Origin of the sequence: Pseudomonas sp. p99-361, assembly GCF_003935475.1 — a bacterium.
Lineage (GTDB): Bacteria > Pseudomonadota > Gammaproteobacteria > Pseudomonadales > Pseudomonadaceae > Aquipseudomonas > Aquipseudomonas juntendi.
This window is the reverse complement of record NZ_RHQO01000014.1, coordinates 62,708-87,595: the sequence shown is the minus strand read 5'-3', so window position 1 is coordinate 87,595 and position 24,888 is coordinate 62,708. Positions and strand designations below refer to the sequence as shown.

Annotated in this window: 21 protein-coding genes; 7 read left to right on the top strand and 14 right to left on the bottom strand. The window is 62.1% G+C overall.

Annotation, left to right across the window (positions count from 1 at the left end):
- Nucleotides 1–8: 8 nt before the first annotated feature.
- The 4 genes from EGJ22_RS09190 to EGJ22_RS09175 form a co-directional block, all read right to left on the bottom strand.
- On the bottom strand, nucleotides 9–743 hold the full coding sequence (locus EGJ22_RS09190) for an amino acid ABC transporter ATP-binding protein (protein WP_009684542.1): 735 nt from the start codon (nucleotides 741–743) through the stop codon (nucleotides 9–11).
- A complete protein-coding gene (locus EGJ22_RS09185) occupies nucleotides 740–1,411 on the bottom strand; it encodes an amino acid ABC transporter permease (RefSeq protein ID WP_009684543.1) in 672 nt (223 codons plus the stop codon). The genes EGJ22_RS09190 and EGJ22_RS09185 overlap by 4 nt, the downstream gene beginning before the upstream one ends.
- Complete coding sequence (locus EGJ22_RS09180; RefSeq protein ID WP_009684544.1) at nucleotides 1,412–2,158, bottom strand: amino acid ABC transporter permease; 747 nt, start codon at nucleotides 2,156–2,158, stop codon at nucleotides 1,412–1,414.
- Nucleotides 2,159–2,301: 143 nt separating this feature from the next.
- Nucleotides 2,302–3,219, bottom strand: a complete 918-nt coding sequence (locus EGJ22_RS09175; protein WP_009684545.1) for a glutamate/aspartate ABC transporter substrate-binding protein — start codon at nucleotides 3,217–3,219, stop codon at nucleotides 2,302–2,304.
- A 350-nt stretch (nucleotides 3,220–3,569) separates the two neighbouring features.
- Here EGJ22_RS09175 and EGJ22_RS09170 point away from each other — a divergent pair, with 350 nt between their 5' ends.
- The gene (locus EGJ22_RS09170) at nucleotides 3,570–7,865 is read left to right on the top strand and encodes an NEL-type E3 ubiquitin ligase domain-containing protein (RefSeq protein ID WP_029887760.1); all 4,296 of its coding nucleotides are present in this window, start codon (nucleotides 3,570–3,572) and stop codon (nucleotides 7,863–7,865) included.
- 20 nt (nucleotides 7,866–7,885) lie between these two features.
- Here EGJ22_RS09170 and glpD read toward each other — a convergent pair whose 3' ends face one another.
- The 4 genes from glpD to EGJ22_RS09150 all read right to left on the bottom strand — a co-directional run bounded on the left by glpD (nucleotide 7,886) and on the right by EGJ22_RS09150 (nucleotide 12,959).
- Nucleotides 7,886–9,424, bottom strand: coding sequence for a glycerol-3-phosphate dehydrogenase (gene glpD, locus EGJ22_RS09165; protein WP_029887759.1), 1,539 nt, complete (start codon nucleotides 9,422–9,424; stop codon nucleotides 7,886–7,888).
- Between the two features lie 232 nt (nucleotides 9,425–9,656).
- A complete protein-coding gene (gene glpR, locus EGJ22_RS09160) occupies nucleotides 9,657–10,412 on the bottom strand; it encodes a DNA-binding transcriptional repressor GlpR (protein ID WP_009684548.1) in 756 nt (251 codons plus the stop codon).
- A gap of 144 nt (nucleotides 10,413–10,556) precedes the next feature.
- Nucleotides 10,557–12,056 (bottom strand): glycerol kinase GlpK, encoded by a 1,500-nt coding sequence (gene glpK / locus EGJ22_RS09155; RefSeq protein WP_029887758.1) that lies wholly within the window; start codon nucleotides 12,054–12,056, stop codon nucleotides 10,557–10,559.
- Between the two features lie 51 nt (nucleotides 12,057–12,107).
- Complete coding sequence (locus EGJ22_RS09150) at nucleotides 12,108–12,959, bottom strand: MIP/aquaporin family protein (RefSeq protein ID WP_029887757.1); 852 nt, start codon at nucleotides 12,957–12,959, stop codon at nucleotides 12,108–12,110.
- Between the two features lie 298 nt (nucleotides 12,960–13,257).
- Between EGJ22_RS09150 and ybaK the strand changes: the two genes are divergently transcribed.
- A complete protein-coding gene (gene ybaK, locus EGJ22_RS09145) occupies nucleotides 13,258–13,728 on the top strand; it encodes a Cys-tRNA(Pro) deacylase (protein ID WP_009684551.1) in 471 nt (156 codons plus the stop codon).
- Nucleotides 13,729–13,764: 36 nt separating this feature from the next.
- Here the strand turns inward: ybaK and EGJ22_RS09140 are convergent, their stop codons facing one another.
- A complete protein-coding gene (locus EGJ22_RS09140; protein ID WP_064314255.1) occupies nucleotides 13,765–14,874 on the bottom strand; it encodes an ABC transporter ATP-binding protein in 1,110 nt (369 codons plus the stop codon).
- Nucleotides 14,871–15,791 (bottom strand): ornithine carbamoyltransferase, encoded by a 921-nt coding sequence (argF, locus tag EGJ22_RS09135; protein ID WP_029887755.1) that lies wholly within the window; start codon nucleotides 15,789–15,791, stop codon nucleotides 14,871–14,873. The genes EGJ22_RS09140 and argF overlap by 4 nt, the downstream gene beginning before the upstream one ends.
- 381 nt (nucleotides 15,792–16,172) lie before the next feature.
- On the opposite strand from argF, the gene EGJ22_RS09130 reads away from it, so the two are divergent.
- Nucleotides 16,173–18,281 carry a molybdopterin oxidoreductase family protein gene (locus EGJ22_RS09130; protein WP_029887754.1) on the top strand — a complete coding sequence of 703 codons (2,109 nt, stop codon included), beginning with the start codon at nucleotides 16,173–16,175 and terminating at the stop codon, nucleotides 18,279–18,281.
- Nucleotides 18,282–18,372: 91 nt separating this feature from the next.
- Complete coding sequence (grxD, locus tag EGJ22_RS09125) at nucleotides 18,373–18,708, top strand: Grx4 family monothiol glutaredoxin (protein ID WP_009684557.1); 336 nt, start codon at nucleotides 18,373–18,375, stop codon at nucleotides 18,706–18,708.
- Between the two features lie 55 nt (nucleotides 18,709–18,763).
- Here grxD and bfr read toward each other — a convergent pair whose 3' ends face one another.
- Nucleotides 18,764–19,237 carry a bacterioferritin gene (bfr, locus tag EGJ22_RS09120; RefSeq protein ID WP_009684558.1) on the bottom strand — a complete coding sequence of 158 codons (474 nt, stop codon included), beginning with the start codon at nucleotides 19,235–19,237 and terminating at the stop codon, nucleotides 18,764–18,766.
- Between the two features lie 199 nt (nucleotides 19,238–19,436).
- On the bottom strand, nucleotides 19,437–19,655 hold the full coding sequence (locus EGJ22_RS09115; RefSeq protein ID WP_009684559.1) for a bacterioferritin-associated ferredoxin: 219 nt from the start codon (nucleotides 19,653–19,655) through the stop codon (nucleotides 19,437–19,439).
- A gap of 223 nt (nucleotides 19,656–19,878) precedes the next feature.
- On the opposite strand from EGJ22_RS09115, the gene EGJ22_RS09105 reads away from it, so the two are divergent.
- Complete coding sequence (locus EGJ22_RS09105) at nucleotides 19,879–20,481, top strand: peroxiredoxin (protein ID WP_009684560.1); 603 nt, start codon at nucleotides 19,879–19,881, stop codon at nucleotides 20,479–20,481.
- Between the two features lie 101 nt (nucleotides 20,482–20,582).
- Here the strand turns inward: EGJ22_RS09105 and rnt are convergent, their stop codons facing one another.
- Nucleotides 20,583–21,194: a ribonuclease T gene (rnt, locus tag EGJ22_RS09100; RefSeq protein WP_232108621.1), complete on the bottom strand. Its 612-nt coding sequence runs from the start codon at nucleotides 21,192–21,194 to the stop codon at nucleotides 20,583–20,585.
- 59 nt (nucleotides 21,195–21,253) lie between these two features.
- A complete protein-coding gene (gene pyrC / locus EGJ22_RS09095; RefSeq protein ID WP_029887753.1) occupies nucleotides 21,254–22,300 on the bottom strand; it encodes a dihydroorotase in 1,047 nt (348 codons plus the stop codon).
- A gap of 129 nt (nucleotides 22,301–22,429) precedes the next feature.
- Here pyrC and EGJ22_RS09090 point away from each other — a divergent pair, with 129 nt between their 5' ends.
- Both EGJ22_RS09090 and EGJ22_RS09085 read left to right on the top strand, forming a co-directional pair.
- The gene (locus EGJ22_RS09090) at nucleotides 22,430–23,365 is read left to right on the top strand and encodes an OmpA family protein (protein WP_125920183.1); all 936 of its coding nucleotides are present in this window, start codon (nucleotides 22,430–22,432) and stop codon (nucleotides 23,363–23,365) included.
- Between the two features lie 171 nt (nucleotides 23,366–23,536).
- Complete coding sequence (locus tag EGJ22_RS09085; protein ID WP_029886602.1) at nucleotides 23,537–24,754, top strand: argininosuccinate synthase; 1,218 nt, start codon at nucleotides 23,537–23,539, stop codon at nucleotides 24,752–24,754.
- The last annotated feature ends 134 nt before the right edge of the window (nucleotides 24,755–24,888 follow it).

Below are 24,888 nucleotides of genomic sequence, written 5' to 3'. Positions count from 1 at the left end.
AAGCAAAATCAGTGTTGCAGGATCTTGCTGAGGAAGTGCTGGGTGCGTTCGTGGCGGGCAGTCGGGTCGCCGAAGAACGCTTCCTTCTGGCAGTCTTCGATGATGTGGCCTTTGTCCATGAAGATCACGCGGTTGGCCACTTTACGGGCGAAGCCCATTTCGTGGGTCACGCACATCATGGTCATGCCTTCGTGGGCAAGCTCCACCATCACGTCCAGTACTTCGTTGACCATCTCCGGGTCCAGCGCCGAGGTCGGCTCGTCGAACAGCATGACGATCGGGTCCATCGACAGTGCACGGGCAATCGCCACGCGCTGTTGCTGGCCACCCGACAGCTGGCCCGGGTGCTTCTTGGCATGGGCGCCAAGCCCGACGCGGTCGAGCAGGGCCAGGCCTTTCTTGGTGGCCTCCGCCTCACTGCGGCCCAGTACCTTGCGCTGGGCGATGGTCAGGTTTTCGGTGATGCTCAGGTGGGGGAACAGTTCGAAGTGCTGAAACACCATGCCCACCCGCGAACGCAGCTTCGGCAGGTTGGTCTTGGGGTCGGCGATCGAGGTGCCATCGACCACGATATCGCCCTTCTGGAACGGCTCCAGGGCATTGACGCACTTGATCAGGGTGGACTTGCCCGAACCCGATGGGCCGCACACCACCACCACTTCACCTTTCTTGACCTCGGTGCTGCAGTCGGTCAGTACCTGGAAGTCCCCGTACCACTTGTTGACGTTCTTGATGGAAATCATACGGTGATCCTTTTTTGCAGGCGCTTGACCAGCCACGAAGCGGAGAAGCTGATGAGGAAGTACACGACCCCGGCGAAGATCAGGAACTCATGGGAGCGCCCGATGATGTCGCCGTTGGAGCGTGCCGAGTTGAGGAAGTCCACCAGGCCCACGGTGTAGACCAGCGAGGTATCCTGGAACAGGATGATGCTCTGTTGCAGCAACAGCGGGGTCATCTTGCGAAACGCCTGCGGCAGGATGATCAGGCGCATGGTCTGGCTGTAGGTCATGCCCAGGGCCTGGGCGGCGCCCATCTGGCCCTTGGAGATCGACTGCACACCGGCGCGGACGATTTCACAGAAGTAGGCGGCTTCGAACATCATGAACGCCACCACGCACGAGGTGAAGGCACCCACCGGGGTGTCCTCGCCGGTGATCCAGCGCAGTACGAACGGTACCGCCAGGTAGAACCAGGTGATCACCAGCAGCAGCGGGATCGAGCGGAAATAGTTGACGTAGGCCCCGGCCAGCCGCGACAGCAGCTTGCTCGATGACAGCCGCATGAGCGCCAGGATGGTGCCCAGCACGATACCGCCCACCACGCCCATGACCATCAGTTGCAAGGTCATGAGCATGCCTTCCCACAGGGCGGGCAGGGCCGGGATGATTTCGCTGAAATCCATGTCCATTTACTTGCCCCCCACGGAAATCAGGCCAGGCACGGCGACTTTCTTCTCGACCATGCGCATCAGCAGCATCAGCCCCATGTTCAGGGTGAAGTAGATCAGCGTGGCCAGGGTGAACGCCTCGAACAGGTTGGCGGAAAATTCGGCGGTCTGTTTGGTTTGCGCCAGCAGCTCCATCAGGCCGATCAGCGATGCCACCGAGGAGTTCTTGAACACGTTGAGAAATTCGGAGGTGAGCGGCGGAATGATGATCCGGTAAGCCTGGGGCAGCAGCACGTTGGTGTAGATCTGCGGCAGGCTGAAGCCCATGGCGCGGGCCGCGGATTCCTGGCCGCGCGGCAGCGCCTGGATGCCGGTGCGCACTTGCTCGCAGACACGGGCGGCAGTGAACAGGCCCAGGCAGATGACCACACTGATCAGCGCCGAGGTGGTCGGGTTGAGGTCTTGCTTGAACCATTCCTGCAGGCCTTCGGGCAGCAGGTCTGGCACCAGGAAGTACCAGATGAACAGCTGCACCAGCAGCGGCACATTGCGGAACAGCTCCACGTAGATGGTGGCGATGCCCGATACCAGGCGGTTCGGCACGGTGCGCATGACGCCGAGCACCGAGCCCAGCAGCAAGGCGATGATCCAGGCGGAGATGGCGATGGCGATGGTCCAGCCCAGGCCGGTGATGTACCAGTCGAGATAAGTCTCGCTGCCCACGCCGGTGGACTTGAAGAACACGCCCCAGTCCCAGTTGTAATTCATCGGGATTTCCCCTCAGACGGTTGTTTCACGGGCACCTTGGTACATCCGGGGGCGCTGGGCGCCCTCGGATGAAAGGTTAGACACTAATGAGTGGCCTGCCGGGTTTGATTCGTGCTGTCGAGCACCAGGCCGTTATCTGAGGATCAGGACTTCTTCTCGTCCGCGGCCTTGTCGGTAGGCTCGGCGATCAGTTTTTTCAGCTCATCGCTCATCGGGAACTGCAGGTTCAGGCCTTTTGGCGGAATCGGTTGCTGGAACCACTTGTCGTAGCTCTTGTTGACTTCGCCCGACTTGAAATAGGCAACGATGGCATCGTCGACCGCTTTCTTGAACGCCTCGTCACCCTTGCGCACCATGCAGCCGTAGATTTCATAGGACTGCGGGGTACCGGTGATGACCCAGTCTGCCGGCTTGCGCGCCTTGGCCATTTCACCGGCGAGCAGGGCGTCGTCCATCATGAAGGCTACGGCGCGGCCGCTTTCTAGCATGTTGAAGGCTTCACCGTGGTCCTTGGCGGAAATCACGTTCATCTTCATCTGCTTGTCGGCGTTCATCGCCTTGAGAATGCGCTCGGAGGTGGTGCCGGCGGTGGTCACCACGTTCTTGCCAGCCAGGTCCGGGAAGTCCTTGTATGCAGGTTGACCGTCCTTGACCTTGGTCAGCAGGCGGGTACCGACTTCGAAGATGCCGACCGAGAAGCCGACTTGCTGCTGGCGCTCGACGTTGTTGGTGGTGGAGCCGCATTCCAGGTCGACGGTGCCGTTTTGCACCAGCGGGATACGGGTCTGCGAGGTGACCAGGTTGTAGCGGACCTTGATGTCCGTGCCCAGTTGTTTTTTCAGGGCATCGACGACAGCCAGCTGAATGTCATGCGAGTAGCCCACGGGCTCGGGTTTGCCGGCCAGGTAGGAAAATGGAATGGAAGAGTCGCGGTGGCCCAGGGTGATGGTGCCCGAGTCCTTGATCTTCTTGAGGGTGCCGGTCAGTTCTTCAGCCATGGCTGGCGAAGCAATGATCGCAGCGGCAATGGTGGCGCCCAACAGATGACGAACGATACGCATCAAATTTTCCTCGACGTGTTTGTTTTTTTTATGGAGCCGTTGGCGGACTCTTTCGTTCAACGAATACAGCGAAGCGCTGTGCATTCGATTGAAGAGTGTAGAGCATGAGTCGTGCCAAACGGGTTTGACGAGCAAAAAACCTGATCGTCCGGGCGCTCGGGGCCCTGGCGGAGTGCGTCTATCTCGGGCTTTCGTTCGGTTTTCCGAACTATCCTGGTTGCTACGGTCGGAAAACCGATTGTTTGCCCGGGCGGGCTCGCTGCAGGAACCCAGGTTGGGGCTATGGGTGTACCTCAGCCTCTGGCTGGAGGGCTGGTTGACTCGGCGCCCTTGTCGCTGGAGCTGAACCGATGACCGAGCCATTGTTTCCCGCTGAATCGATCGATACCCTGATTGCCCGGCGCCTGCCTGCATGGCTGGTGGCCCATGGCAATGTCGACTGGCTGCTTGCCTTGCGCCGCGCGCTGCACGCCCAAGAAGAAGCGACCCATTCATTGCACCGAATCCTGCAAGCCATTCCGGCACTGGATGAGTTCGCAGCTACCCGTTTGAACCAGGTATTGAACCGTGCCGACCTGACGATCGCGGATTTGCGCCGCAGCCATGTGGGTATCGAGCGCACCGTTATATTGCCGCCGATGGCGCCGGGGTGGCCCATTCGCCGGCACATGCAACGATCTTCCACGCCGTTGCTGGCGGCGGTACTGCACAATTTCCATATCGTCGACACGCGCCCTTCGCCCAGCCGCCGGGGTTGGCTACTGGACGCAAAGGGCGAGCACGTGCCGGTGGGTTACGAGGTATTCGCCGGGCGCTGCCGCGAGGCCGATGTGGGCGGGCGCTACCAGGCCATCCTGCAGCAGTGCCTGGCGCCGGACGATGCTCCGGGTGCTGCACCTGGCTCGGCCAAGGCCGCTGTACACCGGTGTTTCGAGGAAAACGCCCGCGCCGACCTGGAAGTGGCAGTACGCTGCGCATTGCTCAAAGGTGAGTTGGACGAGAACAGCTACCGCTTGCTGTTGCCCTGTTTTACCGCTTTACCCACGGTGCCGGCGGTGCCGGGTGAGGTCGCACCACGCCAGTTGTACCTGCTGGGCAAATGTGTGCGCGGCGTGGTGACACTGGAGCTGCGGCCGGCGGTGGGTGCGGACTTGCAGGGTGTATGCGTCTGGGTACCGAATGACCCGCAGTCGTCAGTTGGCGTCTATCGGTCCTGGGAAGAGGTGTTCCGGGCATTGGCCCGGCGCCTCACGACGGCACCCTACCGCCGGTTCTTCAGCCGCTTCATCAGCGAGCGCGACCGGGTTGGCTTTCAGCAACTGCTTGAGGAGCGGATAGAGGCAAGTGCGGCGCACCAGGTGCCTGAGCTCGATGGCAGGCACCTGGCCATCGACACATCGCTGTTCAGCCATGTGCGTGGGTTGCAGATAGACAAACTGCTCGATGATGCCCACGTGCTGGCCGTACCTACCGCAGACCTCGATGAACAGGAGCGCGATGCTCGGCTGCACGCCTATCGGGAACTGGGCCTGAACCTCTTGAACCTGGCAGGCATGTTCGTTCCGGTGCTGGGCGAGGGCTTATTGGCCTACACGGCGGTGGAGTTGGCCGGGGAAGTGTACGAAGGCTATCAGGACTGGCGTATCGGCGACCGGCAGGGCGCCATGGATCATGTGTTCGGTGTTGCGCAAACCGTGGTGGCGGGCGCGCTGATTGCCACCGGTGCCTCCGCGGTGCGGCACTACCTGCAGCGCGTGCCGTTCGTGGACGCGCTGCAGCCGATGCGTGACCAGGCTGGAAAGGCTGGTTTGGTTGCAGCGAACTTGCCGGGGTATTCGATTGACTGGAGCCCTGGAGATGACCTGCATGAGTGGGTATGGCACCTGGACGGAGCCATGTACCGGGTGAGCGAGGACCCTGTGCATGGCAGCACGCGAATTCGCCACGCATCGCGTGGTGAAGCCTGGCAGCCCAGGCTCGAAAGTAACGGTGGCGATGGTTGGCGCCATGAGCTGGAGCGGCCAGGGGACTGGCAGGGGGCCGGCCAGTTGGTCAGGCGGCTGAGTTCAAGGCTTGCCGGTGTACCCGATGCCGCCGCGGATTACCTGCTGCAGGCCACGGGGTTGAGTGAAGCCCGGCTGCGCCGCCTGCATCTGGAACAGGTGGATGCCCCGGCACGGCTGTATGATGCGCTGGATGTCTACCGGGCCCATGAGCGCTTCCCCGACCTGGCCGGCCCGGCCTTGGAGCAGCAGCTTGCCGATAGCGTGGCGGAGCACGGCAGCAGCCTGTTGGCCAGGGCGTTCCCCGGTTTGTCGAGGCGTCAGCTGGTTGAGTTGATGGCGCAGTGCAGCGGCGTCGAGCGCGAGCAATTGCTGGAACGGCAACGCATGCCGTTGGCGCTGGCCGAGCGGGCACGCTGGCAACTGCGTGAACGCCGGCTGGACCGCGCGTGTGCCGGCTTGTACCTGCCGCGTGCAGTCAACGCCGACAGCGAGCGGATCGCTTTCGGGGTCTTGGGTGAACGGCTTGCCTGGCCGCCGACGCTAAGGCTGGAGCTTCGTGAGCGCACTGCGCAGGGGGCGCTGCTGGCCAGTGCCGGCAGTGAGGGCGCCGAGCAGGTGCAATACGTCTTCAGGCGCGCCGACGGTTACCGCAGTCCACGATCGGCGCGTTCCCACAGCTTGCAGTGGGCATTGCTGACGAGTCTGGATGAGGCGCAGTTGGCAGAGCTGGGCAATGGGGGCCTGGGTGAAGAAGCCTTCGGCCAGTGGTTGTTGCGCAGTGCCGCAAGTGACCGGGAACAGGCCGCCACATGGTGCGGCATGCAACCTGTCCACAGCGCCTTCCGCCCACCCCGGCGTTTCGGCGATGGGCGCCTGGGTTACCCCCTCAGCGGGCGCGGAAGCGGCGAACGGCAAGCAATCCGGCGGGGCATTCAGCAGATTTTTCCCACCCTGAGCGACGATGAGATACAGGCCTACCTGCTGAACGTCAACGGTGGAGATGCAGGGTTGTGGGAGCACTACACGCAACTGCAAGAGCACCTGGCACAGCTGCGCACTTGCTTGCGCCAGTGGCGCCAGGCCGCCAGCAACCCGCTGCAGGGCGTGAGGCGACGTCGGTTGGAGACCGCCCTGCGCCGCTGCTGGAGGCGCAAGGTGGTCAATGTATCGGGCGATTACGTACTGGACCTGGATGGCGAGCACTTCGGCAGCTTGCCACAGCTTCCGCAGGGCATCCGTTTCGATCATGTCAAACGTTTGTACCTTCGGGACAGCGGCCTTACTGCAATCGACGAGGACTTCCTGCTGCGCTTTGGCAACCTGGTGGAACTGGACCTGTCGCGCAATCGGCTGACCGCGATTCCGGCAGGGCTGGAAAGCCTGGAGCGGCTCAGGACGTTGACGCTGTCGCGTAACCATATCGTGCTGGACAGTGGCGGTGAGGGCCGCCTGGTGCAGGTGCGCAACCTGCAGCTTCTGGACTTGAGCCACAACCCGCTGGGGCGTGCGCCGGTGTTGACCACACTGCGCTACCTGCGCGAAGTGCGGCTGAGGTCCACCGGCCTTGAGCACATGCCCGAGGCAGTGTCCTGGCGAGCCAGGGTCGATCTGCGTGACAACCGTATCCGTCAGTTGCGCCAGGACCTGGCAAGGCTGCGCCTGCAACTGGAAGATCACGCACTGCACGATAACCCGCTCGACGAGGCCGACGAAGCCCTGCTTGAGCAGGCCAGGGCAACGCAACCCGGTGCTGGCCGCATGCGTCAGCACCGGCCTGTGGACGACGCCTTGTTCGAGCGCTTGGCCGGTGCGGCCGAGGCACAACAACGGATACGCTGGCGCGCCATCTACGACGCGTTAGGCGCAGAGCGTGGCGCCGCCGACCTGTTTCGGTTTCTAGCGGACTTCGCGGGGGCGGAAGATTTCGACCTGGCGCCGGCGCGTTACCGCGCGCGTATCTGGCGCATTCTGGAGTTCTGCGAGCAACATGAGGCTGTGCGTGTGCGCCTGTTCGCTGAAGCCGGTGGCCCAAGGACGTGTGAAGACCGGCTGCTGTTGACGTTGGAGCAGCTTGAGCTGGGTGTAATGGTGGAGCGCGCGGTAGGCGGTGAGCCGGCGGGGCTGGAGGGGCGTTTATGGCGTCTGGGGCGTTCGCTTTGGCGCCTGGACGAAGTCGACCGGCTTGCCGTGCGCCACATCGAGCGCCTGCGTGCGCAGCGTACGGTCGGCGTGGATGAGGTCGAGACCCGGCTGTACTACCGGCTCAAGTTGAGTGCCACCCTTGACCTGCCCATCGAGCACGATGAGATGCACTACCCAGGGATTGCCCATGTCACCAGCAGCGACCTGCTGCGTGCTCGCGACCAGATCCTGGCAAACGAGACACCTGAGCAAGTGATTGGCTCCCTGGCGCAGCGGCCGTTCTGGGAGGTCCATACCCGCGAGCGCCACCCGGCGCGCTTCGAGCACGTACTGCAACCGCTCAATGTTCGGATGGAGAGCCTCGAAGAGCAGGTAAGCCAGGGGCAGATCGACGACTGGACCTTCGCCCTGCGTTGCAAGGCCCTCAAGTACGAATACGAGCAGGCCGAGCGACGCTTGCTGCTAACCCTGGCGCAGGAGCTGCACAGCAGGCTTTGAGCCTGCGCAGCAGCGCCGCATCACGCGGCGTTGCCCTGGGCAAGCCCAACTCGGGTTTGTTGCAGGTAGTTTTCCAGGGCCAGGCGTTCTGCTGCATGAGTGAACAGGCCCAATTTGGTGCGGCGCCACAGGATGTCGTCGGCGGTCGTCGCCCACTCAGCCTCGCAAAGGTAGTCGACTTCGCGAGCGAATAGCCCACCGCCAATGGCCTGGCCGAGGTCATCCGGGCCATTCACGCCATCGAGCAGTTGCCAGACACGGTTGCCATAGGTATTCGCCCAGCGTTTGGCGATATCCACCGGCAGCCAGCCATGGCGGGCCAACAGTTGCTCCAGCAGCGCTTGTGCGGTGGTCATGTGTTCGCCACCCGGCAGGGGCGCGGTGGCCGTCCAGCTGCCGCGCATCTGGCTGAAGAAGGGCTTCAGCTCGGCCATCGCCGATTCGGCCAACTTGCGGTAGGTGGTCAGTTTGCCGCCGAATACTGACAGCAGCGGGGCCTGACCGACCTCTGCCGACAGCGCCAGCGTGTAGTCGCGGGTGACGGCCGACGGGTTGTCCGACTCGTCGTTGCACAGCGGACGTACCCCGGAATAGGTGTTAAGGATGTCGGCCTGGCTCAGCTGGTGGTTGAAATGGGCGTTGACCACGTTGAGCAGGTACTGGGTTTCCTGGTCGGTAATGGCGACTTTCGCCGGGTCGCCGCTGTACTCCCGGTCGGTGGTGCCGATCAGGGTAAAGCGCTCCAGGTAAGGGATGCAGAAGACAATGCGCTGGTCTTCGTTCTGCAGGATATAGGCGTGTTCGCCTTCATACAGGCGCGGCACGATCAGGTGGCTGCCCTGGATCAGGCGAATGCCATAGGGCGCATCGAGCTTGAGGTCGTCCTTGATGAAACTGGCCACCCAAGGGCCGGCAGCATTGACCAGGGCGCGTGCCCGAATGCGCTGTTGCTTGCCGTCGGCATGCAGCAGGTCTACCTGCCACAGGCCATCTACACGCTCGGCGCGCAGGCAGCGGGTGCGGGTCAGAATGTGAGCGCCGTGTTCACGGGCAGCCATGGCATTGAGCACCACCAGGCGGGCATCGTCGACTGCACAGTCGGCGTACTCGAAACCGCGGGTGATCTGCGGTTTGAGCGGGTAGCCCGGGCCAAAGCGCAGGCTGCGCGAGGCGCCCAGGCGCTTGCGCTTGCCCAGGTGGTCATACAGGAACAGGCCAGCGCGAATCATCCAGGCCGGGCGCAGGTGCGGGCGGTGTGGCAGCACGAAACGCATGGGCTTGACGATGTGTGGCGCCTTGGCCAGCAGCACTTCACGTTCAGCCAGCGCTTCGCGTACCAGGCGAAACTCGTAGTGCTCAAGGTAGCGCAGGCCGCCGTGGATCAGTTTGCTGCTGGCCGATGAGGTGTGCTGGGCCAGGTCGTCCCTTTCGCACAGGAACACCTTGAGGCCCCGGCCAGCGGCATCGGCGGCAATGCCGACCCCATTGATGCCACCGCCGATTACGGCAATGTCGTAGCAGTCGGCGAGTGCTGGCTGGGACGAAACGGGCTGGGACACGGGCAAAGCCTCCTGAAACTGTTCATATCGAATATGAACATTAATGTTCGTTTCCGAAAATACTAGCGCAACAGGAGGGCGCTTGCCAGTGAGTTTTCATAGAAAAAACTGATCACATGGCAAGTAAATGAACATTAACGAAAATGCGCTTGAACCCTTCGCGCACCGAGCCGCCCGCAGATCGCGCAGCGCTCGATCTGAGGGCGTTACAGCCCGACGGCCGGTGGGGCGTTTACACCACTTCGATGCGGATCTTGTACTGGTTGAGCAGTTGAGTCAGGGCGGGGGCGGGGGCCTGATCGGTCACCAGGCAATCCACCAGGCTGATCGAACCCAGGCGCACCATGGCGTTGCGCCCGAACTTGCTGGAGTCGGCGGCGAGGATAACCTGGCGGGCATTGGTGATGATGGCCTGGGATACCCGCACTTCCTGGTAGTCGAAGTCGAGCAGGCTGCCGTCCTCGTCAATGCCACTGATCCCTACCAGGGCGAAATCGACCTTGAACTGGTTGATGAAATCGACGCTGGCCTGGCCGACCACGCCGCCATCGCGACGCACCGTGCCGCCTGCCACCAGCACCTCGAAATCATCCTTGGCCGCGAGAATGGCGGCCACATGCAGGTTGTTGGTGATGACTTTCAGGTGGTTGTGATTGAGCAGGGCCCGGGCGATGGATTCGGTGGTGGTACCTATGTTGATGAACACCGAGGCATGGTCGGGTATTTGCCTGGCCACGGCCTCGGCGATGCGTTGCTTCTCGTCGCGCATCTGGTCGGCACGCATGGCGTAGGCGGTATTTTCGACGCTCGAATCGTAAGCGGCACCCCCGTGGTAGCGGCGCAGCAGGTTGAGTTCGGCTAACTGGTTGATGTCACGGCGGATGGTTTGTGGCGTCACGACGAACAGCTGCGCCATTTCCTCGATACTGACATAACCGCGCTCTCGCACCAGTTCGAGGATTTGTTGTTGGCGTGGGGGCAGATTCATGGGCGGTCCTTTGGGGCTGCCGGACAAATTCTGCAATGATGCCGTAGGACGGAGACTACGGCCAGTGGGCTATGACGCATCGGCCCGGGCTGCGAACCGCGATCCGCGATCCCATGGCGGGACCGCGGCATCGCTGAGGGTGCCTCAGGCGTCGTGATCTTCCCAATCGCGGGTGCGATCGACGGCCTTCTTCCAGCCGGCATACAGCTTTTCTTTCTGCGCTTCATCCAACTGCGGGCTGAACTCGCGTTCGATGATGGCCTTGTCGCGCAACTCGTCCAGGCCGCACCAGAAGCCACAGGCCAGGCCCGCCAGGTATGCTGCGCCGAGGGCTGTGGTTTCACGCATCTTCGGGCGTTCCACGCAAGTGCCGAGGATGTCTGCCTGGAACTGCATGAGGAAGTTGTTGGCCACTGCGCCACCGTCTACGCGCAGTTCGGACAGGCGCTGGCCGCAGTCCTGTTGCATGGCGTCGAGCACGTCGCGGGTCTGGTAGGCAATCGACTCGAGGGCCGCACGAATGATGTGGTCCACCTTCACGCCGCGGGTCAGGCCAAACAGCGCGCCACGGGCATAGGGATCCCAGTACGGTGCACCCAGGCCGGTAAACGCCGGCACCAGGTACACGCCATTGCTGTCTTTGACCTTGCTGGCGAAGTACTCGGTATCCAGTGCGTCGTTGACGATCTTCAGCTCGTCACGCAGCCACTGCACGGTGGAGCCGCCATTGAACACGGCGCCTTCCAATGCATAGGCCACTTCGCCCCGTGGCCCGCAGGCAATGGTGGTGAGCAGGCCATGGGAAGACTTCACGGCCTGGCTGCCGGTGTTCATCAGCAGGAAGCAGCCGGTGCCGTAGGTGTTCTTGGCCTGGCCCGGTGCCACGCACATCTGGCCGAACAGGGCCGACTGCTGGTCACCGGCGATACCGGCGATGGCGATGCCGCTCTTGGTGTGGCCGTACACTTCCGACGACGGCCGCACCTCAGGCAGCATCTGCCGCGGGATGCCCAGGATCTCCAGCAGTTTGTCGTCCCACTGCAGGCTGTGGATGTTGAACATCAGCGTGCGCGAGGCATTGGTGTAGTCGGTGACATGGACCTTGCCACCGGAAAATTTCCAGATCAGCCAGGTATCGATGGTGCCGAACAGCAATTCGCCACGTTCGGCCCGTTCACGGGCGCCTTCAACGTTGTCGAGGATCCATTTCAGCTTGGTGCCGGAAAAGTACGGGTCGGTGACCAGGCCCGTGGCTTCGCGAATGTAGTCTTCATGGCCATCGCGCTTGAGCTGGGCGCAGATCTCGGTGCTGCGGCGGCACTGCCAGACGATGGCGTTGTATACCGGGCGCCCGGTTTCCTTGTCCCATACAACAGTGGTCTCGCGCTGGTTGGTGATGCCCAGCGCGGCAACCTGCGCATGGCTGATGCCCGCCTGGGCCAAGGCTTCGACCATGGTCGCGCTTTGGGTGGCGAAGATCTCCATCGGGTCGTGTTCGACCCAGCCCGCCTGCGGGTAGTGCTGGGCGAACTCGCGCTGGGAGGTACCCACCACGTTGGCGTCACGATCGAAAATGATCGCTCGCGAACTGGTGGTGCCCTGGTCCAGGGCGATGATGTAGTTCTTATCCTGGGTGTCTGTCATGGTCGTAGGCCTTGCAAGAATAGGGGGTCAGGGCTGCGTGTGATGCCGCGATCAACTGGCTTGAGTATCGCCCTGGCGGTTGTCATTTGTCTCAGGGTGCCCGGCAGTTGCAACAGGCAGGTTGCGGGCGATCAGGCCGCGATAGGCCGCGGCGCCCACGCAGGCGCCAACGATCGGCGCGAAGATCGGCACCAGGAAGTAAGGAACGCTGCGCCCACCGGTAAAGGCAATTTCGCCCCAGCCCGCCAGGAATGTCATGAGCTTTGGACCGAAATCACGGGCCGGGTTCATCGCGAACCCGGTCAGCGGGCCCATGGCGCTGCCGATCACGGCGATCAGCAGGCCGATCAGCAGCGGCGCCACGGCGCCGCGCGGCAGGCCATTGTTGTCGTCGGTCAGGGCCATGATCACAGCCATCAGGATAGCGGTGATCACCACTTCGACCAGGAAGGCCTGGCCGGTGGAGAGCGAGGGGTGCGGGTAAGTGGAGAACACCGACGCCAGCTCCAGGCTGGCTTCGCTTCCGCGTAGCATGGCGTGCGCCTGTTCGAAATCGAAGAACAGGTTGCTGTACAGGGTGTAGACCAGTGCTGCACCACAGAATGCGCCGCACACCTGGGCCAGCATGTAGAAGGGCAGCTTGCGCTTGTCGAAACCGGCGAACAGGGTGAGGGCGATGCTCACGGCCGGGTTCAGGTGCGCGCCGGAAATGCCGGCGCTGAGGTAGATGGCCATGCTTACCCCGACACCCCAGATGATACTGATTTCCCACAGGCCGAAGCTGGCGCCCGCGACTTTGAGGGCGGCAACGCAGCCGGTGCCGAAGAATATCAGCAAGCCCGTGCCGAGAAATTCGGCCAGGCATTGGCTGGACAGTGTGGGTTGGCGTAGAGCAGTCGTCATGTATGACCTCGTTGTTTTTGTTGTGAGGCGCTTGGCGCTCGACAGCAAAGCTTGGCGTCCATCCCCATTGACACCGAGCAGGGAAGTGCACCTTTAACGTGCACCACGTATTCAGAAACGAAAAAATATAGACAAGAAACGCTGATGTCAAAGGTCGAAAGTGAACGACCAGTCACGAAATGGCCGCTAAAATCGGTTTCGGATGCCCGTGCCAGAGCTGCGCGATTGCGGTGCGCTGGCTGCCATGTGGGAATTGTCCTAAAGTAGCCGCCGAGCCGTCCCAGACCGGAGCCCCTGCATGACCCCAGCCCTAGACCTGTTGAAGAAGCATCGTGCCGAGCATCGCGTGCACAGTTACGAACACGACCCCAAGTCGGCGTCGTATGGGCTGGAGGCGGCAGAGAAGCTTGGGCTGGACCCGCAGCAGGTATTCAAGACGTTGCTGGCGAGCAGCGAGAAAGGCGAGTTGCTGGTGGCGGTGGTGCCAGTGGGAGGCACCCTGGACCTCAAGGCCCTGGCCCATGCTGCCGGGGTGAAGAAGTGCGAGATGGCCGACCCGGCGGCGGCGCAGCGCGCTACTGGCTACCTGGTGGGTGGAATCAGCCCGCTGGGGCAAAAGAAACGCCTGCGCACCTTCATTGATGATTCGGCGCAGAACTTTGCAACCATCCATGTCAGTGCCGGACGGCGAGGGCTGGAGGTGGAGTTGGCGGCCGCAGTGCTGGCCGAGCATACCCAGGGCAAATTTGCCGGTATTGGCAGGGGCTGAGAAGCTGGGGCTGCCGTGCAGCCCCAGCACCCTGCATCAGGTCGCCGAGCTGTAGCGACGAACACCATTCTCAAGGGGCGACAACTGCGCCGCAACGCTACCGGGTGCCGGGAACAGCACCAGGTGGTCGGCCTTTACCGCAATGCCGACATCGTCACCTACCTGCTGATCGTCATGGCTGGGGAATATCGCTTCCAGCTGGCTGCCGGTCGGCAACTGCAGGCGGTACAGGGTCGAGGCGCCGAGGAAGCTCTTGCCGACTATTCTGGCCTGCAGTGGGCTGCCTGGTGCATGCACGATATCGTCCGGGCGTAGCAGCACATCCACCGAGCTGCCCGCGGCCATGATGTAGGCGCGGTTACCCCGCAACTCGCCCAGTTCGGTGCTGACCGCTTCGTGGCTGACCATCTGGCCACGAATGAAATAGCCCTGGCCGATGAAGCTGGCAACGAACGGTGTCTGTGGCTCGTGGTACAGATTGTAGGGTGTATCCCACTGTTCCAGGCGGCCCTCCTTGAACACCCCGACCTGGTCGCTGACGGCAAACGCTTCCTCCTGGTCATGGGTGACCAGAACGGCACTGGTGCCGCGGCTTTTGAGAATGTCACGCACCTCATGGCTCAGCCGCCGGCGCAGTTCCACGTCGAGGTTGGAGAACGGCTCGTCGAGCAGCAGCAACTGTGGCTCGGGGGCCAGTGCACGGGCCAGCGCGACCCGCTGCTGCTGGCCGCCAGACAGCTCATGCGGGTAACGCCCGCCCAGGCCAGCCAGCTTGACCAGTTCGAGCATTTCTTCGATGACTGCCGCCTGGCGGGGGTGCTTGGCAATGCCGAAGGCTATGTTCTGCGCCACGGTCAGGTGCGGGAACAGCGCGTAGTCCTGAAACACCATGCCGATGCGGCGCTTTTCCGGGGCCAGGGTGAAACCGGCTCGGGAAATCACTTCGCCAGCCAGCTGGATCTCGCCATCGTGCACCGGCTCGAAGCCGGCGATGGCGCGCAGGGTGGTGGTTTTGCCGCAACCCGATGAACCCAGCAGGCAACCGATGTCGCCTGCGTTCAGGTGCAGGTTGAGGTTCTGGACGATGCGCTGGTCGCCGTAGCCGCAGGCAAGGTTGCGCAGGTTGAGCAGTAGGGGTTGACTCATGCGTGGTGGTAAGCCGGTTCGACAAGGAATTCGAGTAGGGCCTTCTGTGCATGCAGGCGATTTTCAGCCTGCTCCCAGGCGACGGACCGTGGGTCGTCGAGCAGGTCATGGCTGATTTCCTCGCCACGGTGGGCAGGCAGGCAGTGCATGAACAGGGCGTCGGGTGCCGCCAGGTCGAGCAGTTCGCGGGTGACCTGGTAAGGCGCAAAGTGCGCCAGGCGCCGTGCAGTTTCCTCCTCCTGGCCCATGGAAGTCCAGACGTCCGTGGTCACCAGGTGGGCACCGCTTACGGCTTGCTTGGGGTCGCGCACGATTTGCACGTGGTCACCGCCAATGGCCATGAAGCGTGGGTCAGGCTCGTAACCTTCCGGGCAAGCGATACGCAACTGGAAGTCAAACTGCTTGGCGGCCTCGATGTAGGAGTTGCACATGTTGAAGCCGTCGCCGATCCAGGCCACGGTCTTGCCTTGGATGGTGCCGCGGTGTTCGAGGAAGGTTTGCATGTCGGCCAGCAACTGGCACGGGTGCGACTCGTCGGACAGCGCGTTGATCACCGGCACGCGCGAGTTGGCGGCGAATTCGGTGAGGGTGCTGTGGGCATGGGTGCGGATCATGACCACGTCGAGCATGCTCGACAACACGATGGCGCTGTCGCCAATCGGCTCGCCACGGCCCAGCTGGGTATCGCGCGGCGACAGGAAAATGGCCTGACCGCCGAGTTGGATCATGCCGGCTTCGAACGACACACGGGTACGGGTCGAGGACTTCTCGAAAATCATGCCCAGCACGCGGTTTTTCAGCGGCTCGAACAGCACGCCTCGTTTGCGCAGGTCCTTCAGCTCGATGCCGCGGCGGATCACCCCGAGCAATTCGTCGGTGGTGAAGTCCAGCAGGGAGAGAAAGTGCCTAGCGCTCATGATTGACTACCTTATCTGCAACAGTATGCAGGTCGACCGTATGGTTTTTTTGACAACGGGAGTGACCTGCGGCGTAAGCCGCACGGGGGCGGACGAAAAAGGGAAAGGCGCAATACTATAAGTAAATGTCGCCTAAAGCCAAGAGGGGAAACAGCAGCCCGCCTGCAAAGAAGTTGCAAGGCGTGTCTCTACCCATTGGGCTGTGCTGTTTTTTATTTGCTACAGCAGGTTGTACACGGCTTGCTGGCAATTTGGCAAATGGCTGTCGCAAATCGTGCCACTGATGTCGGTGGATTCACGCGGCGAAGCGCGCTGGCCGGGGTAGGGTGCGGGGCGCATAGTTTCAGCTCGTTCACTACCAACAACAAGGCAGAGGCGGCCATGACCAAGACCCTGCATCACCGTGCGTGTCACCTGTGCGAAGCGATCTGCGGGCTCAACATCGAAATCAGCCATGACGACGCGGGGCGGGCGCAGATCAGCTCGATCAAGGGCGACCCCCACGACCCGTTCAGCCGCGGCCATGTCTGCCCCAAGGCGGTAGCGTTGCAGGATATTCAGAATGACCCGGATCGTTTGCGCCAGCCCCATAAACGGGTAGGGGAGCACTGGCAGGCTATTGAGTGGGATGAAGCGTTTACCCTGGCCGCCGACAGGCTGTGGGCGATCCAGCAGGCCCATGGGCGCAATGCCGTGGCCGTATACCAGGGCAATCCCAGCGTGCACAACTACGGGTTGATGACCCACAGCAATTATTTCCTCGGCCTGCTGAAAACCCGCAACCGTTTCTCTGCCACATCGGTGGACCAGTTGCCGCAGCACCTGGTCAGCCACCTGATGTACGGGCATGGCTTGCTATTGCCGATCCCGGATATCGACCATACCGATTTCATGTTGATTCTTGGTGGCAACCCGCTGGCCTCCAACGGCAGCATCATGACGGTGCCCGACGTGGAGAAGCGGCTCAAGGCCCTGCGCGCGCGCGGTGGGCGCCTGGTGGTGGTGGACCCGCGGCGCAGCGAAACGGCGGCCATGGCCGACTGCCATCTGTTCATTCGCCCCGGGGGCGATGCGGCGCTGTTGTGCGGCCTGCTCAGCACGCTGTTCGACGAGGGCCTGACGCGGGGCTCGCATGTGCCGGTCAATGGCCTGCAGCAGGTTCGCGCGGCACTGGCGCCTCTCAGCGCCGAGGCCATGAGCGCGCTGTGTGGCATCGAGGCGGCCGAGATCCGGCAGCTGGCACGGGATTTCGCCGCCGCCGACAAGGCGGTGTGCTACGGGCGCATGGGCGTGTCGACGCAAACCTTCGGCACCCTGTGCCATTGGCTGGTGCAACTGATCAACCTGGTGACCGGCAACCTCGACTGTGTCGGCGGGGCGTTGTGTACAGAGCCGGCCGTGGACCTGGTCGCGACCACCTCGGGTGGGCATTTCAATGCCTGGCAAAGCCGGGTATCGGGGTTGCCCGAATACGGCGGTGAGCTGCCGGTGGCGGCCCTCGCCGAAGAAATGCTGACGCCCGGCGAGGGGCAGGTGCATGCCCTGGTGACGGTGGCCGGCAACCCTGTGTTGTCCACGCCCAACGGCCGCCAGCTGGACGCTGCGCTGGAGGGGTTGCAGTTCATGCTCAGCATCGACCTCTACATCAACGAGACCACACGCCATGCCGACTTGATCCTGCCCTCGACCTCGGCGTTGGAAAATGATCACTACGACAGCACATTCAACCTGTTGGCCGTGCGCAACATCACGCGCTTCAACCGGGCGATCCTGGCCAAGCCGCAGGGCGCCTTGCATGACTGGGAAATTTTCGTCGGGCTGGCGCAGGCCTATGCCAGGCGTGCCGGCCTGGAGATCAAGCCGACCGTGGCGCCCGCACAGATGATCGACCTGGCCCTGCGCAAAGGCCGCTACGGCGAGGCAACCGCCTGGCAGCTTTCCCTGGCCAAGCTCGATGAGCACCCGCATGGCCTGGACCTTGGCCCGTTGCGCGCCAACCTCGAGGCGCGCCTGGCCACTGCCAGCAAGGCGATCGAAGCGGCGCCCCAGGTGCTGCTGGACGATTTGCAGCGGCTGGCTCGGCAAGCACCGCCAGCGCCGAACGAATTGTTGTTGATCGGGCGCCGCCACGTGCGCAGCAACAACTCATGGATGCACAACTTTCATCGGCTGGTCAAAGGCAAGCCCCGGCACCAGTTGTTGATGCACCCCAACGATCTGCAGCAGCGGCAACTGCAGGATGGCCAGCGGGTGCGGATTCGCTCGCGCACCGGTGCCCTGGAAGTCGAGGTACTGGCTTGCGAGGACATGATGCCCGGTGTGGTCAGCTTGCCCCATGGGTTCGGTCATGGCCGGCAGGGCGTACACCTGCAGGTCGCCCAGGCGCAGCCTGGCGTGAGTGCCAATGACCTTACCGACGAGCGCTTGCGTGACCCGGTGTCGGGCAATGCGGCGCTCAATGGCGTACCCGTGCAGGTCGAGGCCGCTTGAGCGATGGCAAGGCCGAGCATGCTGCTCGGCTTTCCGTTACAATGCCTCACCGTGCCGACGATCGCGTCGGAAAGTTCAGCTGAGGTGCTAGATGGATATCATCGATACGATCAAAGAGCAGATTGCCAACAACACCATTCTGCTTTACATGAAAGGTTCGCCGAATGCCCCGCAGTGCGGGTTCTCGGCCAAGGCATCGCAGGCTGTGATGGGGTGTGGCGAGAAGTTCGCCTACGTCGACATCCTGCAGAACCCGGAAATCCGCGCCAACCTGCCTAAGTACGCCAACTGGCCGACTTTCCCGCAGCTGTGGGTGGCCGGTGAGCTGGTCGGCGGTAGCGACATCATGCTGGAAATGTTCGAAAAGGGTGAGCTGCAGGCCCTGATCAAGGACGCCGCCGCCAAGGCCAAAGCTGCCGAAGCCTGATTTCGGCAAGCATGAAAAAACCCGCTGATCGCGGGTTTTTTTATGCAGCGGGTGATTACTCTTCGCCCATCTGGGATTGCAGGTAGTTTTCGATACCGATCTTGTCGATCAGCCCCAGCTGGGTTTCCAGCCAGTCGATATGTTCTTCCTCGGACTCGAGGATATCTTCAAGCATGTCACGCGAGCCGAAGTCACCCGCGGTTTCGCAGTGGGCGATGGCGGCCTTGAGATCGGCCAGGCCCTTGTGTTCGAGCTTAAGGTCGCACTCGAGCATTTCCTTGGTGTGCTCGCCGATCAACAGCTTGCCCAGGTCCTGAACGTTAGGGATGCCTTCGAGGAAGAGAATACGCTTGATCAACTTGTCAGCGTGCTTCATCTCGTCGATCGATTCCTTGTACTCGTGCTTGCCGAGTTTGTTCAGGCCCCAATCTTCGTACATGCGTGCGTGCAGGAAATACTGGTTGATCGCGACCAGCTCGTTTCCGAGGATCTTGTTGAGATGCTGGATGACGCTTACGTCGCCTTTCATTTGGGTTCCTGCCCTGTAGAAGTGTGCCAATAGCAGGAAGTTTGAGCCCGATGCGCAAGTGTGTCAAACCTAAGTGATTGAATAATAAATGAAAATTAATAGGAATAAGAATGTTTGTGAACCGCGTTGGTGCCCTAACTTATTGATATGTAGGCATAAAAAAACCGGACACTAGGTCCGGTTCTTGGAAATTCTGGTTTCAGGCGGTGGTGAATTCTACCGGGTAGGGCAGCGCGGCCTGGCTGACCTGCAGCTCGGTCAGAGTCTCGCGGACTACCTGCTTGGCCAGGCAGGCACATTTGCCACACTGGCTGGCGACATTGGTCGCGGCTCGCACATCCTTGTAACTGCAGCATCCTTCATAGATCGCGTCGCGGATCTGTCCGTCAGTAACGCCGACACAAAGACACACATACATAAGGGCTGACCATCGCTGGTTGAGTCGATGGGTTGGAGCTTAATGTTAATGAGAATGCTTGTCAAAGCACTTTCTGCAAGGCCTGTGCTTGAGCGACCGGCGGTTGCCTGCTCGTTGGATTCGGCCTGTCATCAGAAGCCGTGTATGATGGTCGCCTTTGTTGGATGTCGGGCAGGCCCGTCTGGCCCGGCAAACGGTTCTACACCCTCATCAGGAGATTACAATGAGCGTACTCGTTGGTAAGAAAGCCCCCGATTTCACCGTACCGGCCGTGCTGGGCAATGGCGAGATCGTCGACAGCTTCAACCTGGCTTCGGCCATCAAGGGCAAGTACGGCCTGGTGTTCTTCTACCCGCTGGACTTCACCTTCGTCTGCCCGTCCGAGCTGATCGCCCTGGACCACCGCATCCCTGATTTCCAGGCTCGCAACGTAGAAGTGATCGGCGTGTCCATCGACTCGCACTTCACTCACAACGCCTGGCGCAACACCCCGGTCAACAACGGCGGCATCGGCCAGGTGAAGTACACCCTGGCTGCCGACATGACCCACGAAATCTGCAAAGCCTACGACGTTGAGTCCGAAGGTGGCGTGGCCTTCCGTGGTGCCTTCCTGATCGACACCAACGGTGTTGTTCGTTCGCAGATCGTCAACGACCTGCCACTGGGCCGTAACATGGACGAACTGCTGCGCCTGGTCGACGCCCTGCAATTCCACGAAGAGCACGGCGAAGTCTGCCCGGCCAACTGGAAAAAAGGCGACAAAGGCATGAATGCTTCGCCAGAAGGCGTAGCCGCCTACCTGAGCGAGAACGCCGGCAAGCTGTAATTGCGGCGCGCATGAAAAACCGGCCCTGGTGGCCGGTTTTTTTGTGCCTGGGTGGTGGCTGCGGGCTTGTGTTGCGAAAGGGCCGCCAGGCGGCCCCCAGGTCAATCGTTGAAGTCGCGCCAGCCGCCCAGGTCCTTCCAGCGGTTGACGATGCCGCAGAACAGCTCCGCCGTTTTCTCGGTGTCGTAGCGCGCCGAGTGCGCTTCACGCCCATCGAAGTCGATGTCGGCGCTTTGGCAAGCCCGCGCCAGTACGGTCTGGCCATAGGCCAGGCCGGCCAGGGTAGCCGTGTCGAAGCTGGAAAACGGGTGGAACGGGTTACGCTTCACGTCATTGCGCGCCACGGCCGCGTTGAGGAAGCCGAGGTCGAAGCTGCTGTTATGGCCGACCAGAATCGCCCGCTTGCAGCCATTGGCCTTCAGGGCCTTGCGCACACCGCGGAAAATATCGGTCAGCGCGGTTTCCTCGCTGACTGCCATGCGCAGCGGGTGGTCGAGCTTGATGCCGGTGAACTCCAGCGCGGCCGCCTCGATGTTCGCGCCTTCGAACGGCTCCACCCGGTGGAAGTACGTGTGCTCGGGGAACAGGAAGCCTTTCTCGTCCATGCCGATGGTCACTGCAGCAATTTCCAGCAAGGCATCGGTGGCGCTGTTGAAGCCGCCCGTTTCCACGTCCACTACAACCGGCAGGTAACCGCGGAAGCGCTCGGCCATTGGATGGCGCGACCCGCTGTTGCCTTGGCTTTCCAGGTCGTCTTCGTAGAGGTCTTCGCTCACGCGTTTTCCTCCAGCAGGCGCCAGCGCAATTTCTCGCCAGCGCGCAGCGGCACCACGGTTTGCTCGCCGAATGGCAGGCTCTGCGGGGCGGTCCATTCTTCGCGGACCAGGGTGATGGTGTCGGTATTTGCCGGCAGGCCATAGAAAGCTGGGCCGTGGAGGCTGGCGAAACCTTCCAGCTTGTCCAGCGCGTTGCGTTGCTCGAACGCTTCGGCGTACAGCTCGATAGCCGCGTAGGCGGTGTAGCAGCCGGCGCAGCCGCAGGCCGCTTCTTTGGCGTGACGGGCGTGCGGGGCCGAGTCGGTACCGAGGAAGAACTTCGGGTTGCCGCTGGTGGCTGCATCCAGCAGGGCCACCTGGTGGGTGTTGCGCTTGAGGATCGGCAGGCAGTAGAAGTGCGGGCGAATGCCACCGACCAGCATGTGGTTGCGGTTGTACAGCAGGTGTTGCGCGGTGATGGTCGCGCCAACATTGGCCGGTGCTTCGGTGACGAACTGCGCGGCATCGCTGGTGGTAATGTGTTCGAACACCACTTTCAAGGCCGGGAAGCGCTCGACCAGGCGGCGCATGTGCTCGTCGATGAAGCGCTTCTCGCGGTCGAACACGTCGATTTCGCTGCGGGTCACTTCGCCGTGCACCAGCAGCGGCATGCCGACCTCCGCCAATGCCTCGATGGCCGGGAAGATATTGTCGATGCTGGTCACGCCCGAATCGGAATTGGTGGTGGCGCCTGCCGGGTACAGCTTGGCGGCATACACGATACCGCTGGCCTTGGCGGCACGCACATCTTCGGGGCTGGTACGGTCGGTGAGGTACAGGACCATCAGCGGCTCGAAGCGGCTGCCTGCCGGGCGGGCAGCGAGGATGCGTTCACGGTAGGCACCGGCCTCGGCGGCGTTGCGCACCGGCGGAACCAGGTTGGGCATGATGATGGCGCGGGCGAAAGTACGCGCCACATCGCCAACGGTGTGGGGCAGGACGGCACCATCACGCAGATGGATGTGCCAGTCGTCGGGGCGCAGGAGGGTCAGGCGATCGGACATTGGGGATTCCAGGCGGGTCGAACTCAAGCCCCAATGCTACCGGAAAACCCTGGGCCGAGCACGGCTATCAAGTTTTCCGGTTGGCGTCCGATAGCCTGCAGGTAAGCCGTTGAAATTGTGGAGCCGCCCGTGCGCCAGCGTTACCTGACCCTGTTGACCCTGTTCGCCAGCCTGCCGGCTGCCGCGCTGACTTTTCAGACGCGCATGGAGAACATTGCCTGGAAGGTCGAGGGTGACCCGTTCGAGTGCCGGCTGATCCAGCCGATCGATGGCTTTGGCAGTGGTGAGTTCGTACGCCGGGCGGGCGAGCAGGCAGTGTTCCAGCTGCGCTCGGCCAGCAACATACTGGGGGCCGGCACTGCCAGCCTGCTGGCGGCGGCGGCGCCGTGGCAACCCGGTCGTGGTGATATCAACCTGGGTAGCGTGCGCATGGCCCGTACCGGCGTGTTGTTCAGTTCGTCGCAAGGCCAGGCCAGCCGCCTGATCAATGGCTTGCTCGACGGGCGCAGCACGGTGGTGCGCAGCTATGCGGGCGAAGCTGGCCGGCCCATGGAAGTGCGGGTACTGCCGGTGAGCTTTGCCAAGGCCTACAGCGATTACCAGGTGTGTGCCGCCAAGCTGCTGCCCATGAACTACGACCAGGTGCGCCAGACCCAGGTCGGTTTCCCGGGCGGGGGCATCGAACTGGATGACGCGGCCAAGGCCAGGCTGGATGTGATTCTCGAATACATGAAGGCCGACCCTTCGGTGAACCATGTCGAGCTCAACGGTCACTCCGACAACAGCGGTAATCGCCTGACCAACCGCGACCTGTCACGCCGCCGGGCGCTGGCGGTGGCGGACTACTTCAAGGCTCATGGCATCAAGGATGAGCAGATCACCGTACGCTTCCACGGCGAGCGCTACCCGGTGGCCAAGAACAACACTGCAGCCAACCGGGCGCGGAATCGGCGGGTGAACATCGAGCTGGACCGCGTGGTGGTGCCTGAAAAACCGGTGGAGAAACCGACCGAGCAAGTCCCTGCTGCTGCTGCTGCTGCTGCTGCGCCGGCCAGGCAACCCTGAGGTTGGACAGCCGCGTGCACCGCAGGCCCTTGACTTGCCTGCCTCACTACCGTCCGTCGCCCCTGTGAAAGTTCTTGTCGCTTTGTCGTCAGAAGCTGTCGCGCCACTGTAAATTTATCGTTAACGCCGTTAGAATCGGTCCTTTTCCGTACAACCCCGTGGAGTGATGGCATGGCGGACGTAAAAAAGGTCGTACTGGCGTATTCCGGCGGCCTTGATACTTCGGTGATTCTCAAGTGGCTGCAGGATACCTACAACTGCGAAGTGGTGACTTTCACCGCTGACCTGGGTCAGGGCGAAGAGGTCGAACCGGCCCGCGCCAAGGCTCAGGCAATGGGTGTTAAAGAGATCTACATCGACGACCTGCGCGAAGAGTTCGTGCGTGATTTCGTGTTCCCGATGTTCCGCGCCAACACCGTCTACGAAGGTGAGTACCTGCTGGGTACTTCCATCGCCCGCCCGCTGATCGCCAAGCGCCTCATCGAAATCGCCAACGAAACCGGCGCAGACGCCATTTCCCATGGCGCTACCGGCAAGGGCAACGACCAGGTGCGTTTCGAGCTGGGTGCCTACGCGCTCAAGCCTGGCGTCAAGGTCATCGCCCCATGGCGTGAGTGGGACCTGCTGTCCCGCGAGAAGCTGATGGACTACGCCGAAAAGCACGGTATCCCGATCGAGCGCCACGGCAAGAAGAAGTCGCCGTACTCGATGGACGCCAACCTGCTGCACATCTCCTACGAAGGCGGTGTTCTGGAAGACACCTGGACCGAGCACGAAGAAGACATGTGGCGCTGGAGTGTCTCGCCTGAGAACGCCCCAGACCAGGCTACCTACATCGAACTCACCTACCGCAACGGCGACATCGTTGCCATCGACGGTGTCGAGAAAACCCCGGCAACCGTTCTGGCCGACCTGAACCGCATCGGCGGTGCCAACGGCATCGGCCGCCTCGACATCGTCGAAAACCGTTATGTCGGTATGAAGTCGCGTGGCTGCTACGAGACGCCTGGCGGCACCATCATGCTCAAGGCCCACCGTGCCATCGAGTCGATCACCCTGGACCGTGAAGTTGCTCACCTCAAAGACGAGTTGATGCCCAAGTACGCCAGCCTGATCTACACCGGTTACTGGTGGAGCCCGGAGCGCGTGATGCTGCAGCAGATGATCGACGCTTCGCAGGTCAACGTGAACGGTGTGGTGCGGCTGAAGCTGTACAAAGGCAATGTCACCGTGGTTGGCCGTAAATCGGATGATTCGCTGTTCGATGCCAACATCGCCACCTTCGAAGAAGATGGCGGCGCCTACAACCAGGCCGACGCTGCTGGCTTCATCAAGCTCAACGCCTTGCGTATGCGCATTGCCGCCAACAAGGGCCGTTCGCTGCTCTGATTGCTGGCCTGTGCCATGAAAGAACCCGGCTGCGGCCTAATGCCTGTCGGTTAAGCGTTACTGGGGCTGCTTTGCAGCCCTTCGCGGGCACGCCCGCTCCCACACGTTTAGCGCTGAACTCAAGAGATGCGCTA

Bases quoted from the DNA above. Each gene is read 5' to 3' on its own strand.
- EGJ22_RS09190 (WP_009684542.1), bottom strand. From the start codon at position 743: ATGATTTCCATCAAGAACGTCAACAAGTGGTACGGGGACTTCCAGGTA.
- EGJ22_RS09185 (WP_009684543.1), bottom strand. From the start codon at position 1,411: ATGGACATGGATTTCAGCGAAATCATCCCGGCCCTGCCCGCCCTGTGG.
- EGJ22_RS09180 (WP_009684544.1), bottom strand. From the start codon at position 2,158: ATGAATTACAACTGGGACTGGGGCGTGTTCTTCAAGTCCACCGGCGTG.
- EGJ22_RS09175 (WP_009684545.1), bottom strand. From the start codon at position 3,219: ATGCGTATCGTTCGTCATCTGTTGGGCGCCACCATTGCCGCTGCGATC.
- EGJ22_RS09170 (WP_029887760.1), top strand. From the start codon at position 3,570: ATGACCGAGCCATTGTTTCCCGCTGAATCGATCGATACCCTGATTGCC.
- glpR (WP_009684548.1), bottom strand. From the start codon at position 10,412: ATGAATCTGCCCCCACGCCAACAACAAATCCTCGAACTGGTGCGAGAG.
- glpK (WP_029887758.1), bottom strand. From the start codon at position 12,056: ATGACAGACACCCAGGATAAGAACTACATCATCGCCCTGGACCAGGGC.
- EGJ22_RS09150 (WP_029887757.1), bottom strand. From the start codon at position 12,959: ATGACGACTGCTCTACGCCAACCCACACTGTCCAGCCAATGCCTGGCC.
- ybaK (WP_009684551.1), top strand. From the start codon at position 13,258: ATGACCCCAGCCCTAGACCTGTTGAAGAAGCATCGTGCCGAGCATCGC.
- EGJ22_RS09140 (WP_064314255.1), bottom strand. From the start codon at position 14,874: ATGAGTCAACCCCTACTGCTCAACCTGCGCAACCTTGCCTGCGGCTAC.
- argF (WP_029887755.1), bottom strand. From the start codon at position 15,791: ATGAGCGCTAGGCACTTTCTCTCCCTGCTGGACTTCACCACCGACGAA.
- EGJ22_RS09130 (WP_029887754.1), top strand. From the start codon at position 16,173: ATGACCAAGACCCTGCATCACCGTGCGTGTCACCTGTGCGAAGCGATC.
- grxD (WP_009684557.1), top strand. From the start codon at position 18,373: ATGGATATCATCGATACGATCAAAGAGCAGATTGCCAACAACACCATT.
- bfr (WP_009684558.1), bottom strand. From the start codon at position 19,237: ATGAAAGGCGACGTAAGCGTCATCCAGCATCTCAACAAGATCCTCGGA.
- EGJ22_RS09115 (WP_009684559.1), bottom strand. From the start codon at position 19,655: ATGTATGTGTGTCTTTGTGTCGGCGTTACTGACGGACAGATCCGCGAC.
- EGJ22_RS09105 (WP_009684560.1), top strand. From the start codon at position 19,879: ATGAGCGTACTCGTTGGTAAGAAAGCCCCCGATTTCACCGTACCGGCC.
- rnt (WP_232108621.1), bottom strand. From the start codon at position 21,194: ATGGCCGAGCGCTTCCGCGGTTACCTGCCGGTTGTAGTGGACGTGGAA.
- pyrC (WP_029887753.1), bottom strand. From the start codon at position 22,300: ATGTCCGATCGCCTGACCCTCCTGCGCCCCGACGACTGGCACATCCAT.
- EGJ22_RS09085 (WP_029886602.1), top strand. From the start codon at position 23,537: ATGGCGGACGTAAAAAAGGTCGTACTGGCGTATTCCGGCGGCCTTGAT.